General features: G+C 73.7%; 7 protein-coding genes and 1 pseudogene. 5 read left to right on the forward strand and 3 right to left on the reverse strand.

Going from position 1 to position 13247, the window contains the following annotated elements; genetic code table 11:
- Positions 1-113: 113 nt before the first annotated feature.
- A complete protein-coding gene (locus tag ACQPZG_RS21050; protein WP_433547292.1) occupies positions 114-659 on the reverse strand; it encodes an SUKH-3 domain-containing protein in 546 nt (181 codons plus the stop codon).
- 10 nt (positions 660-669) lie between these two features.
- Positions 670-1158 (reverse strand): annotated as a pseudogene (locus tag ACQPZG_RS21055) (YwqJ-related putative deaminase); the annotation flags it as partial.
- Positions 1159-2145: 987 nt separating this feature from the next.
- Between ACQPZG_RS21055 and ACQPZG_RS21060 the strand changes: the two are divergent.
- The 3 genes from ACQPZG_RS21060 to ACQPZG_RS21070 all read left to right on the forward strand — a co-directional run bounded on the left by ACQPZG_RS21060 (position 2146) and on the right by ACQPZG_RS21070 (position 6954).
- Positions 2146-3129: an SMI1/KNR4 family protein gene (locus tag ACQPZG_RS21060; RefSeq protein WP_433547293.1), complete on the forward strand. Its 984-nt coding sequence runs from the start codon at positions 2146-2148 to the stop codon at positions 3127-3129.
- Positions 3130-3136: 7 nt separating this feature from the next.
- Entirely contained in the window at positions 3137-5842 is a 2706-nt protein-coding gene (locus tag ACQPZG_RS21065) for an SUKH-4 family immunity protein (protein WP_433547294.1), read from the forward strand.
- A 200-nt stretch (positions 5843-6042) separates the two neighbouring features.
- On the forward strand, positions 6043-6954 hold the full coding sequence (locus ACQPZG_RS21070; protein ID WP_433547295.1) for a cellulose-binding protein: 912 nt from the start codon (positions 6043-6045) through the stop codon (positions 6952-6954).
- A gap of 466 nt (positions 6955-7420) precedes the next feature.
- Here the strand turns inward: ACQPZG_RS21070 and ACQPZG_RS21075 are convergent, their stop codons facing one another.
- The gene (locus ACQPZG_RS21075; protein WP_433549485.1) at positions 7421-9121 is read right to left on the reverse strand and encodes an MDR family MFS transporter; all 1701 of its coding nucleotides are present in this window, start codon (positions 9119-9121) and stop codon (positions 7421-7423) included.
- Positions 9122-9477: 356 nt separating this feature from the next.
- On the opposite strand from ACQPZG_RS21075, the gene ACQPZG_RS21080 reads away from it, so the two are divergent.
- Entirely contained in the window at positions 9478-10266 is a 789-nt protein-coding gene (locus tag ACQPZG_RS21080; RefSeq protein ID WP_433547296.1) for an ABC transporter ATP-binding protein, read from the forward strand.
- Positions 10263-12839, forward strand: coding sequence for an ABC transporter permease (locus ACQPZG_RS21085; RefSeq protein WP_433547297.1), 2577 nt, complete (start codon positions 10263-10265; stop codon positions 12837-12839). Before ACQPZG_RS21080 ends, ACQPZG_RS21085 begins: the two co-directional genes overlap by 4 nt.
- Positions 12840-13247 lie beyond the last annotated feature (408 nt).

The raw sequence follows: 13247 nt of genomic DNA on the forward strand, positions 1-13247 counted from the left end.
TGCCGGTGGGTGCGGGACGGGTGCCGCCGGGGTGTCCGGTGGCTGCCGGGCGGATCTTCCCGTCGGGGCGGGCGGCGTGTGCGGGCCGGTGGGGGCGTGCGGCGCGGGGTAGTTCAGCCGGTGGTGAGGCGGTGCGGTTGGGCGCCGGTGACGAGGGTCGCGAGGGCCTGGCCGAGGGTGTGGCCGAGGAACCAGTCGCCGGTGTGGTCGAGGCTGTAGACGCGGCCTTCGGCGTCGACGGCGAGGGCGGCCTGCGCCTCGCCGCCGGGGTGGTTCTCCTGGCCGAGCGGGCACACCTCGGTGCCCAGGGCGCGGCCGAGGTCGGCGAACGTGCGGGCGAGGTGCAGGCCGTGCAGGGGGTCGAGGACCAGGGGGCTGGGGGCGAGCTGGCGGCCCGTGGCGGGCGGGTTGATGTGCAGGCCGCCGAATTCGGCCCAGGCTTCGACCGCCGCGGGGAAGACGCTGTGGCGGTGGCCTGCGGGGGAGACGTGGGCGCGGAGGGTGTCGGCCCAGTGCTCGGCCTGCCTTATGTCCCAGCGGCCCGGTTGCCAGCCTGCCTCGCGGAGTGCGGCGTCGACGGCGACGGGGAAGCGGGTGGTGCTGGTGTTGAGGTGGTGGGCCGGGTCGGCGGCGGGGGGTGTGGTGGAGCTGGGGGGCATGAGGTGCGGGTCAGCCCTTCTCGGCGGTGGGGTCGACCGGGCGTACGCCGAAGTGGGCGAGCAGCGGTGCGCAGGAGCGGCAGGGTGGTGCGTAGCTGCCGTGCAGGGGGTCGCCGTCCTCGCGGATGCGGCGGGCGGTGAGCTTGGAGTGCTTGAGGGAGCGGCGTGCTTCGTTCGCGGTGAGCGGCTTGCGCGCCGCGCGTTTGGAGCGTCCGGCCGCGGCGGCGGACAGGTGCCGGGAGAGCAGGATCGCTTCGGGGCAGCGGCCGGTGAAGCGGGTGCGCTGGCTGGTGCTGAGGGTGTCGAGGAAGTCCTGTACGAGGGGGTGCAGGGTGGGCGGCTGGTCGGCCCGGCCGGCCGTGCAGGTGAGGGTGTCCGCGCCGCGTACGGAGAGGGCGGCGGCGACGGCGGGCAGTATGCCGTCGCGGCGGTGGCGCAGGACGGGGGGCGGTGCTTCGGTGGTGGCGCTCCAGGTGAGCCGGGGATCGCCGGGAGCGCTTGAGGTGGCCGACGGGTTCTGCGCGTCGGCGGCGGCGGAGGTGTGGGAGGTGCTCTCCGGGGTGGAGGCGCCGAAAGTGGTGGGTGTGCCGAAGGGGGTGGGTGTGCCCGAGGTCCGGGGTGTGTCGGGTGTGCCGGATGCGTCCGGGGTGCCGGGAGCGTGGGGGCGGCCGGATGTGCCGGGTGCGCGGGATGTGTTCGGGTGGCCGGTGGTGCCGGATGCGCGGGATGCGTTCAAGGGGCCGGTGGTGCCGGAGGGGTCCGAGGCACCGTGTATGCCCGACGCGCTCGGTCGGCCGGGCGTGCCGGAGGTGCGGGCGGCGTCCGGGCGGACGGGTGCCACGGACGGGTCCGGAGTGCCGGAGGTGCCGGAGGTGCTCGACCGGCCCGGCGTGCCGGGTGTTCCGGGCGGCGCCGGTGGGGCGGAGGTGTGGGGCGGGGCCGCGGGGGCCGCCCAGGCGGGTGCCGGGGTACGGGAGGGCGAGGCACCGGCGGTCGGTCCGGTGGTCGTCGGCGTCGGTCCGGCTGTCGTTGCTGCTGGTGCTGTCCCCGTTGCTCCTGTCGTGCTGTTCGGCCCCGTTGTCCGCAACGTGTGCGGATTTCCTGTATGTGCAGCGCGCATGGTGGTGCGTTCCCTCCCTGCAATCCCCCGAGTTGCGGGGGACAGCCTGCCAAATGTGCCCTGTGCTGGGGAAGCTGGGGCACTGGTTCGGGCGCGTCACCCGTGCGGGGGTGGCCGCGAGGTGGTCGGCGGATGGTGTGCGGGCCGGGTCGTGGAGGGGGTGCTGGGCGGTGGGGGGCGGGGTGGGCGAGGGGGTGGGGGGAGAGGGCGGGGACGGGTGTGGGTGACCGCCCGTGGACCGGCGGTGGACCCCCCGTCACGGGCTGCGGCGGGGGTGTCTCGCAGGCTGTCCGGGGGCGGGACCGGCTGTTGCACCACCGCATAGGCTGTGGTGGATCCAGCCAGACGCAGCAGGGGGCAACCGCCATGACTTCAGGTCGGCTCGGGCAGCAAGCCGCGCCACCGAACGCGGCCTACGCCGGGCAGCTCGTGCGCTTTCCGGACCCGGTCCGGGCCGCCCGTCACCCCCAGGGTGTGCGGGTGGACGAGGACGGCTACCCGGACTTCACGCCCTACGCGCGTGCCGCCGCCGAGATCGCCGAACCCCCCGAAGGGTTCGGCGTGGACGAGCTGAGGCTGACCGATTACGTGTCGGCCAACGCCGCTCTGCACGCCGACGGCCACGCGCTGTGGGAGACGCTGGATCCGGTGGCGACCCCGCACGGCTGGACGTGGCACCACGTTCCGTACACCCGCCGCATGCAGCTGGTGCCGGTGGAGGTGAAGGCGCTGCTGCGCCACCACGGCGGGCTCGCGACGACGGCCGTCGACCAGGAGAAGCGCGGTACCCGCCCGCTCCAGGAGACCCGGCCGGTCCACTTCGGTCTGCCGAGGGGGGCGGTGGCGGTGTCGGAGTCCCAGGTGCTGGGCGTGGAGGAGGACCTGGGGTACCGGCTGCCCGGTGCGTACCGCTCCTTCCTGAAGGCGGCGGGCGGCTGCGCGCCGGTGGGCGCGGCGCTCGATCCGGAGCTGGGCCTGCTGGTGGACCAGCCGTTCTTCACGGTGCGCGACGAGGCCGGCCTCAACGACCTGGTCTACGTCAACAAGTGTCTGCGCGATCACCTCACGAAGGACTATCTCGGCGTCACGTTCGTGCAGGGCGGGATCCTTGCCGTGAAGGTGCGTGGGGAGGGCGTCGGGTCGGTGTGGTTCTGCGCGTACGACGACGCCCGCGACCAGGACGGCTGGTCGGTGCAGGAGCGGGTGGAGCGTCTGCTGCTGCCCTGCGGCGACGACTTCGACGAGTTCCTGCAACGGTTGGCGGGCAGTCCGCCGGAGTTGCAGACAGTGGCGGATCTGATGGTGGACGGCGGCTTCGCGCGCGCGGTCGCGGTCTCGGACGAGGGGTGAGAGTCCGATGGTGACTTTCGCGCAGGCGCAGGAACGCGGCGACGAGTGGGTCAACGGTGACGTGCCCGCCTATCAGCACCGGGAGGTGCGGGTACGGGAGTTCGACCTCGGGTTCGTGGTGTGGGCCGAGGACCGGGAGAACGGCCCGGTCTCCGACGGCGGCCGGCAGCGTCTGGTCGTCGCCCGCGACAGCGGTGAGGCCACGCTGTGGCCGGAGATGCCCGTGGGCGAGGTGATCCGCCGGTACGAGGAGGAGTACGGGACGCCCCCCGGCCCGGCCGAGCCGGCTCCGGCGCCGCCGCAGAGCGTCGACCTGCAACAGACGTCGTTCCTGTTGACGCCGCCCGAGTGGTTGCAGGAGGCGGCGGACAAGATCGGCATTCCCGACCGCAGGAGCGGAAGCACGTCGGGGGGTGCGTCGGCGTCCGGTTCCGGTTCGTCCTCCGCTTCGGGTTCCGTTCCGGTTGCCTCCGACGGCGGGGGCGGGAGTTCGGGCGCCGCCGGTTCCGCTTCCGTCGGTGCGCCGTGGCCGGCCGCCGGCGGGGACGCCCCCGACGCGCACGAGCCGACTGCCGCGGACGGCGTGCCGGCGACGGCCTCCGGCGTCGGCAGCGGTACGGACGGGGCCCCGGGCCCGGCCGGTACGCCGCCCGCGGGGGCGACCCCGTGGGCCGGTACCGACACCAACCCCGGTGACGCGGACGGCGTTCCGCTGCCCGCCACCGTGTTCGCGCCGCCGCTGGTGGGTGCGGACGACGACGACACGCCGCCGCCCGGCGTGGGGCCCGAGGCGAAGACCTCGCTCATCCAGGGCGGCAGTCGGCTGCCGCGGACCGCGGTGTCGCCGGCCCTGACGGACCCGTCGGTTCCGTCGGCATCGCAGCAGCCGCCGCAGCCGCTCCCGGGCTCGGGCCCGGTTCCGGGCACGGACGCCGGTACCGGCCCGGGGGCCGACGCGGACAGTGCGCCTGGTTCCGCTTCGGGTTCCGGCACGCCGCCGCCCGGGGCCCCGGGCGCGGCCCCGGGCGCGCCGGGGGCTGCCCGCCGACCCGGCCTGTCCGCGGGGGCGGAGGACATCGCCGACGCCGCGACCAGCAAGGCCACCCTGCCGCCCGGCGCCCGCCGGGGCGGTGGTGCGACGACTCCGCCGCCGCCCGGCGCTCCGGGCACGCCGGGCGCCAGGCCGGGTGCGACTCCGCAGCCATCGGCTCCATCGGCTCCGGGTGGTTACGTGCCGACGGCCATGGTTCCGCACCTCGGGGCCGAGGGCGGCCCGGGTGCGCCCCAGCCGCCGGGCCCGCCGGGTCCGCCGCGCGCGCCGGGCTCGACTCCGCCTCCGGGCGGAGGGGTCCACCACGCGGCGACCATGCTCGCCGACCCGAGCCACGGCGGTCAGAGCCTCCCCGGGGCTCCTCGGCCGCCCGGCCCGCCCGGTGCTCCCGGGGCGCCGGGCTCGACCCCGCCTCCGGGCGGGGGCGTCCACCACGCGGCGACGATGCTCGCAGGCCCGCCGCCGGGCGGACCCGGCGCGCCGCAGCCGCCGGGTCCGCCCGGCGCCGTACCCCCGCACCCGCACCAGGGGCCGCCGCCGCATGCCCAGCAGCCGCCGCGCATGCCGCCCCCGCACGCCCAGCAGCCCCCGCCGCACATGCCGCCGCCGCACGGGCGCCAGCCGCAGCCAGGCCCGCCGCCCGCGTACGGCTATCCGCAGCAGCCGCCGTCCGGGCTGCCCACGGTCGGCCCCGGCTACCAGGCCGTACTGCGCTACCGGGCGCAGGACGGCTCCGAGCAGCAGCTCATCCGACGCTCCGCGCCCGGCACTCCGCACCCCGAGTGGCAGATGCTGCACGAGCTGCGGGCGATGCAGGTGCCGCCGCAGCAGGTGCTGGAACTGCACACGGAGCTGGCGTCCTGCGAGCTGCCGGGCGGCTACTGTGCGCGCATGATCCGGGAGACCTGGCCGCAGGTACGGATCACGAGCGTCGCCCCGTACGGCACGGATCACGCGTCGCGTCAGCAGGGCATGCAGCACCTGCTCACCCACCAGGGCGAGCTGCACCAGGTCGCGGACGGTCCGGCGCGGCCCGCCCCGGTACGGGCGCCGCTGCCGCACCCGAGCCAGTTGCCGCAGCTGCCGCCGATTCCGCCCGACGGGGTCGCGCACGAGTTGGTCTCGGCGTTCGGGCCGCAGGCGGTCTTCCGGTTCGACCAGGGTGCGGTGTCGCGGCAGGGAGTGCCGGAGGCCGTGGCGGTGACGCTGATGTGGGCGGGGCTGCCGGTCGACTTCGGCCCGTTCTTCTGGGCGCAGGCGGTTCCGGGGCAGCCCGTGCCGACGCTGGCCGAGCTGGCGCAGCAGCGCGGGGTGCAGCCCGCGTCGGACGCGGGTTCGTACCTCGTCATGGGCTCGGACTTCGGGCGGGCGATCTGCGTGCAGTACGGGACGGCGAACATCGTGGCTGTGCCGGTCGAGGCGGGGCCCGGCGGGCAGCCCGTACCGCCGCAGTTCGTGAACACGGGTCTGCCGGAGTTCGTGCGGTGTCTGGCCCTGCTGGGGCGGATGTGGCGGCTGCGGTTCGGGCTCAACCCCGAGCAGGCGGGCCGCTGGACCGTCGACTTCCAGGCGCAGTTGGCGGCCCTCGACCCGGCGGCGCTGGCCTCGCCGGAGAGCTGGTGGTCGGTGTTGCTGGAACAGATGTGGGACGGGCTGCTGTAGCGACCTCTCGCCCGTTGCCGCGAGTGGAGGCCGGGGTGCTCGACCCGTCGACGGGACGAGACCCCGGCCTTTCCTCGTGGTTCCCCCGAGGGCTGGGTATGGGGTGGAGTGTCGCTTTGTGGACACTTGGAACCGATCCACCAGGATGTGCCGGAGTTCGGGCCGGACATCGCAGTACCGGATGTAAGGGGACACCACGGATGGATTCATCGACGTCACCCCACGGCTTCACCAAGGTGCGGGGCCGCGGCTACCGCCCGGAACAGGTGGACCACCGCATCGCCGGACTCTCCCGGGACCGCGACGCCGCCCGGGACCGGGCAGCCCGGCTGGCCGTCCTCCTCCAGCAGAGCGAGGCCGAGGCGGAGACGCTGCGCGAGAGGGTGGCGCGGCTGGCTCCGCAGACGTACGAGTCGCTGGGCGAGCGCGCGCGGTCGCTCCTCCTCCTCGCCCAGGAGGAGGCCCAGGAACTGCGGGAGGTCGCCGCGGAGGACGCGTCTTCCGTACGGGAGGAGGCCGAAGCGGCGGCGCGGGCGACGCGGGACGCGGCACGGGCGGCGGCGGACACGGTCCGCGCGGAGGCGGAGGAGGCCGCCGGACGACTGCTGGAGCTGGCCAGGGGCGAGGCCGACGAGCGGCGCACCGCGGCGCGGGCGGACGCCGAGATGTGGCGGGCGGAGGCCGAGGCGGCGCTGAAGGACACTCGTCGGCGCACCCACGGCATCCTCGCGGCACAGGAGAAGGAGCACGCCGAGCGGTGGGAAGCGGCGGAGCGGGAGCTGGCCGGGCACGAGGCGGAGAAGGACGAACGTTTCGCCGCGCTGACAGGGCGGGCGGAGGCACTGCTCGCCTCGGCGGAGCGGGCCCTGGTGAAGACGGCGGAGGAAGCGCGCCACGCCCAGGAGGACGCCGAGGCACGGGGCGCGGAGCTGATCGCGCAGGCCCGGGTCCGGGAGGAGAGGGTCGTCCGGGAGACGGAGCGGTTGCTGCGGGAGCACACGGAGGCGCGCGAGGAGATGCACGCGCACATGGCCCACGTACGGAACAGCCTGGCGACGCTGACCGGGCGGACTGCGGCGGAGGAGAGGGCGGGGGAGGCGGGGAAGGGGTAGGAGGCGCGGGGGAGGAGGAAGAGGAAGAGGGGTAGGGGGGCGCGGGGGCTCGTGCGATCGGTCTCGGATGTTGGGGCCGGGGCGACGGAGCACGGGGAGCGGGCGGTCCGGGGTTGGGGGCTCATGTGCTGGCTGCTGGGGGCGGGGCTGGGAGCGGATTTCGGAGCGCCGGGGCCAGGGGCGGGTCGTCCGGGCCGGGGTGTGGGCTCGGGAGCCGGGGGCGCTACCCGGAGCTGGGGTGCGTGTGCTGGGGGGCGGGGGGCGTCGCCCGGGGCCGGGGCGCGTGTGCTGGGGGCCGGGGGCGTTGCCCGGAGCTGAGGTGCGTGTGCTCAGGGGTGAGGAGCGCGGCCCGGAGGCCAAGGCGCACGTGCTGGGGGCGTCGCCCGGGGGGCCGGGGGCGAGCCGTCCGGGCCGGGATGGGTGTGCTCGGGGGGCCGGGGTACGTGTGTGCCGCGTCCCGCCGCGGTTACTGCTTCCGTGGCCGGGACGTCTCCGGATCCGCTCCCGGCCACGGCTCCTGCTCCGGTTCCGGGAGCAGGCCGGGTTCCGGGTCGAGCAGGACCGGGAACCTGCGGGGGGCCAGTACCACCAGGGCCACCAGCGCGAGCACCCCCGCCCCGGCAGCCCCCATGTAGACGTGGTCCACCGCCACGTCCACCGCCCGTCGCAGGTAGTCCGCCGCCGCCGCGGGCAGTGTCGACGCCGGGTCGGTCAGCGCGTGCGAGACCGAGTCGAGGTCGGCCGGAAGTCCGTCCCGCATCTCTTCCGGTGCCGCTGCCAGCCGCGACGCCAGCGTCGCGTTCGCCACCGCGCCGAACACCGCCGCCCCGACGCTCTGCCCCAACTGCCGGTAGAAGAGGATCGACGCCGTTGCCGTCCCGCGCTCCGACCAGCCCACCGTCGACTGCACCCCGACGATGAGCGGCAGTTGGAAGAGCCCGAGGGCGGCACCCAGCAGCAGCATGATCAGCGCCGGTTGCCACGCCTCCCCCGGGAAGGGGAGCAGCGGGAACGCCGCCAGGACCAGCACCGCGAAGGACATGCCCACGATCGCGGTCTGCCGGAAGCCGATCCGCCGGTAGACGTGCTGGCTCAGTGCCGCCGACAGGGGCCAGCTCAGCGTCATGACGGACAGCACGAACCCGGCGGCCGTCGGGTCCAGGCCCAGCACCGACTGGGCGTACGTCGGCAGGAAGACCATCGGGGCGACCATCAGCAGGCCGAGCGCGCCCAGCGCGACGTTGACCGCGGCGATCGTCCGGCGACGCCACACCCAGCCGGGAAGGATCGGCTCGGCGGCGCGCCGTTCGACCAGTACGACGACCACGACCAGTACGGCGCTCGCCGCGAACAGCGCCAGCGACGGGGCGGAGAGCCACGGCCAGACCACTCCGCCCTGCACCAGCGCCGTCAACAGCAGCCCGCCGCAGGCGAATACGGCGAGTGCACCGGCCCAGTCGACACGAGAACGAACGGAGGGCGCGGTGCGTTCCCGCGCCACCGACTCCCGTCCCGCCGCTTCCCCTGTCGTCGGCTCCCGTTCCGCCGCCCCTCGCAAGGCCGTCTCGTGCCCCGCCGCCCCTCGCGCGGACGCCTTCCGCCCGGCCTCTTTCGGGCCTGCTTCCTCCCGGCCCGGCGGGGGCACCCGTCCCGGCTCCCGCAGGTACTTCGCGATCAGCCACAGCGCCACCGCGCCCACCGGGAGATTGATCAGGAAGATCCACCGCCAGTCCGCGTATCCGGCGAGCACCCCGCCCACGGCCGGTCCCGCGACCGCGGACACCGCCCAGACCGTGGAAAGCCGTGCCTGGATCCTGGGGCGTTCCCTGAGCGGGTACAGGTCGGCGGCGACGGTCTGGACGGTGCCCTGGATGGCGCCGCCGCCCAGGCCCTGCACGATGCGGAAGGCGATGAGCGCGGGCATGCTCCAGGAGAGCGCGCAGAGCACGGAGCCGAGGAGGAAGAGGGCTATGCCGGTGATGAGGACCGGTTTGCGGCCGAAGGTGTCGGAGAGCTTTCCGTACACCGGCAGGGTGACGGTGACGGCCAGCAGATAGCCGGAGAAGAGCCAGGAGAAGACCGTGAACCCGCCGAGGTCGCCGACGATCTGCGGCACCGCGGTGGCGACGATGGTTCCGTCGAGCGCGGCGAGCGCCATGCCGAGCATGAGGGCCGCGACGACGGGTCCGCGGCGTATGTCCGCGCCTCCCGTGTCCGTGCCCCTTGCATCCTTCCCGTCCACCGAACTCCCTTCCCCCTGCACGTATGTGGCGCGCCCCAGCGTCTCATCCGCAGGTCGGGCGGGGGAGGGCGTGGACAGGGAGGAGAAGCCCCCACCCCGCGCTCCACCCAGGGGTTGAGGAACCCCTACCGATCCCCCTACTTAGGTGCAGTCATGGGTTGGTACCTCGGGGCGAGGTGCTGATGCGGCCGTTTCCTTAGCTTGGACTTACACAGCTTGGACTTACAGCCTGGACCGACGACGGGGTGCGTACAGCACCGCGCCGAACGAGGGGAATTGGCATGACTACGGCGATGGACGTGTCCCAGCACGGAGGCACACGTGGGCGAACGGCCGTCGCCGCCCGCGCGCGGCAGGTCGTCAAGGCGTACGGGGCGGGAGAGACGCGGGTCGTCGCGCTCGACCACGTCGACGTCGACATGGCCCGCGGCGAGTACACCGCGATCATGGGCCCCTCCGGGTCCGGCAAGTCGACGCTGATGCACTGCCTGGCCGGGCTGGACACGGTGACGTCGGGGCAGGTCTTCCTCGCCGACACCGAGCTGACCGGGCTCAAGGACAGGAAACTCACCCAACTCCGCCGGGACCGGGTCGGGTTCATCTTCCAGTCCTTCAACCTCCTCCCGACGCTCGACGCGATCGAGAACATCACGCTGCCCATGGACATAGCGGGACGCAAGCCGGACGCGGACTGGCTGCGGCGGATCGTGGAGACCGTCGGGCTCGCCGACCGGCTCCGCCACCGTCCGTCCGAACTGTCCGGCGGACAGCAGCAACGGGTGGCCGTGGCGCGGGCGCTGGCGTCCCAACCGGAGATCATCTTCGGTGACGAGCCGACCGGGAACCTGGACTCCCGTTCCGGCGCGGAGGTGCTGGACTTCCTGCGCCGCTCGGTCGACGAGCTCGGTCAGACGATCGTGATGGTCACGCACGACCCCGTCGCCGCCGCGTACGCGGACCGGGTGCTGTACCTGGCGGACGGGCGGATCGTGGACGAGATGCGCCGGCCCACCGCCGAACTGGTGCTGGACCGCATGAAGGCCTTCGACGGCCGGGGGCGCACGTCATGACCGTGTGGAAGACCTCGATGCGCAACTTCTTCGCGCACAAGGGACGCATGGCGCTCTCCGCCGTCGCCGTCCTCCTCTCGGTGGGCTTCGTCTGCGGGACCCTCGTGTTCACCGACACCATGAACACCACCTTCGACAAGCTCTTCGCCACCTCCTCCGCCGACGTCACGGTCACGCCGAAGAAGGAGAAGAACGACAACTCCGAGACGCACGCCGGACGCCCCGTCACCCTGCCCGCCTCCACGCTGCGCACGATCGCCGGCGCGGAGGGCGTGCAGGCCGCGGAGGGCACGGTCAGCAGCATGTCCGTGACCGTCGTCGACCGCGAGAACAAGAACATGGGCTCCGACACCGGCGCCCCCACCATCGCGAGCAACTGGTCCTCCGCCGACGCCCGGCTGATGGACATCACCTCCGGGCGAGCCCCGCGCGGGCCCACCGACGTCATGATCGACGCGGACACCGCCGACAAGCACGGGCTGAAGCTCGGCGACGAACTGCGGACGATAGCCGTCACCGGCGACTTCACCGCCAGGATCAGCGGCATCGCCACGTTCAAAACGACCAACCCGGGCGCCACCGTCGTCTTCTACGACGAGAAGACCGCACAGCAGAAGCTGCTCGGCGGCCCGGACCGCTACACCGGCGTCAACGTCACCGCCCGCGAGGGCGTCGGCGAGGAAGAGCTGAAGGCCGGCGTCGCGGCAGCGCTGGGCGCCGACTCGTACAAGATCCAGACCAAGGCGGAGGCGAGCGAGGAGAGCAAGAACGACATCGCGTCCATCCTCGACGTGATGAAGTACGCCATGCTCGGCTTCGCCGGGGTCGCCCTCCTCGTCGGCGTCTTCCTGATCATCAACACCTTCTCCATGCTGGTCGCCCAGCGCACCCGCGAGATCGGCCTGATGCGCGCCCTCGGCGCCAGCCGCAGGCAGGTCAACCGGTCCGTGCTGCTGGAAGCGGTCCTGCTCGGCGTCTTCGGTTCACTGCTCGGCATCGGAGCGGGGATCGGCCTCGCCGTCGGACTGATGCAGTTCATGAACGCGATCGGCATGAATCTCTCCACGGACGACCTGACCGTCACCTGGGTCACCCCGGTCGTCGGGTTCGTCCTCGGCGTCGTCGTCACCGTCGTCGCCGCCTACCTCCCGGCCCGCCGGGCCGGCACGGTCTCCCCGATGGCGGCCCTGCGCGACGCGGGTACCCCGGCCGACGGCAGGGCGGGCCGGATACGGGCCGGGATCGGCCTGACGCTCACCGCGCTCGGCGCCGCCGGACTGTTCGCGGCGGCGCAGGCGGAGAAGGCCGCCGAGGGCTCGCTCTTCCTCGCGGCGGGAGTCGTCCTCACCCTCATCGGGTTCGTCGCCGTCGGGCCGCTGCTCGTGTCCTTCGTGGTGAAGGGGCTCAGCGCGGTGGTGCTGCGGCTCTTCGGCCCGGTCGGACGGATGGCCGAACGCAATGCGCTGCGCAACCCCCGGCGTACCGGAGCGACCGGTTCCGCGCTGATGATCGGGCTCGCGCTGGTGGCCTGCCTGTCGGTCGCGGCGTCCTCGATGGTCGCCTCGGCCAACCAGGAACTGGACAAGTCGGTGGGCGCCGACTTCACCGTACGGTCCAACACCGGGATGCCCGTGCTGCCGCAGGCGCAGCAGGCACTCGCCGAGGCCGAGGGCATCGCCCGCCTCACCCACTACAAGCTGGTCACCGCCACGGTGACCGCCCCGGACGGCACCTCGGAACGCACGACCCTGTCCGCCACGGACCCCTCGTACATGCAGGACCTGCGCCGCGAGACGGTGGCCGGAAAGCTCGCCGACGCGTACGCGCCGGGCGCGATGTCCGTCGGCGACGAGTACGCCGAGAAGCGCAAGGTGAAGGTCGGCGACGAGCTGACCGTCGCGTTCCCCGGCGGGAAGAGCGCGAAGCTCAAGGTCGCGGCGATCACCTCGGACGACGTCAATGTCGACAAGGGGGCGATGTACCTCGACATCGCGACGGCCGCCGCGCACACCCCCGCGGAGCGGATGCCGCAGGACATGGCCGTCTTCGCGAAGGCGGCGGAGGGCCAGGCGGACCAGGCGTACGCCTCGCTGAAGGCGGCGGTCGCGAAGTACCCGCAGTACCGGGTGCTCAACTCCACCGACTACAAGAAGGACCTCAAGGCCCAAGTCGACCAACTGCTCAACATCATTTACGGGCTGCTGGGGCTGGCGATCATCGTCGCGGTCCTGGGCGTCGTCAACACCCTCGCCCTGTCCGTCGTCGAACGGACGCGCGAGATCGGGCTCATGCGGGCCATCGGTCTTTCGCGCCGCCAGCTGCGGCGGATGATCCGTCTGGAGTCGGTCGTCATCGCCCTCTTCGGCGCGCTGCTGGGCCTGGGGCTCGGGCTGGCCTGGGGGATGTCCGCCCAGAAGCTGCTCGCCCTGGAGGGCATCAACGTCCTGGAGATCCCGTGGACGACGATCGTCACGGTGTTCCTGGCCTCGGCGCTGGTCGGACTGCTGGCGGCACTGGTTCCGGCATTCCGCGCCGGACGGATGAACGTGCTGAACGCGATCGCGACGGAGTAGGACGGAACGGGCCGGGCGAAGAGGCCCGCACCCGAGAGGACTGCCCCTGGGGCGGCCCTCCGGAGGGCTGCCCCAGGAGGACGGCCTCCGGAAGGACGGTCCGAAGGAGGACGGCCCCCGGCAGGACGGCCCCGAGCAGAACGGCCCCAGGAGGACGGGCGTCCGGACCCAGCTGGGTCCGGACGCCCGTCCGTTCCCGGCTGCGGGCGTTTGGGAGCCGGGGAGGACGGGCGTCCGGCCGCTCGTGCTTAACGGGCATCCGTGCGGGACGGGCACCCGTGCGGGACGGGCGTCCGGTGCGTCGCGCGGAACGGGCGTCCATCCCGTCGCGCGGGGCCGGCGTCCGGCCGTTCCTGCGGTGCCGGGACGCCGGCCGCCCGTGGCGCGGGACCCCGCCGCTTTCGGCCA

This window comes from Streptomyces sp. CA-294286, assembly GCF_050947155.1.
Taxonomy (GTDB): Bacteria; Actinomycetota; Actinomycetes; order Streptomycetales; family Streptomycetaceae; genus Streptomyces.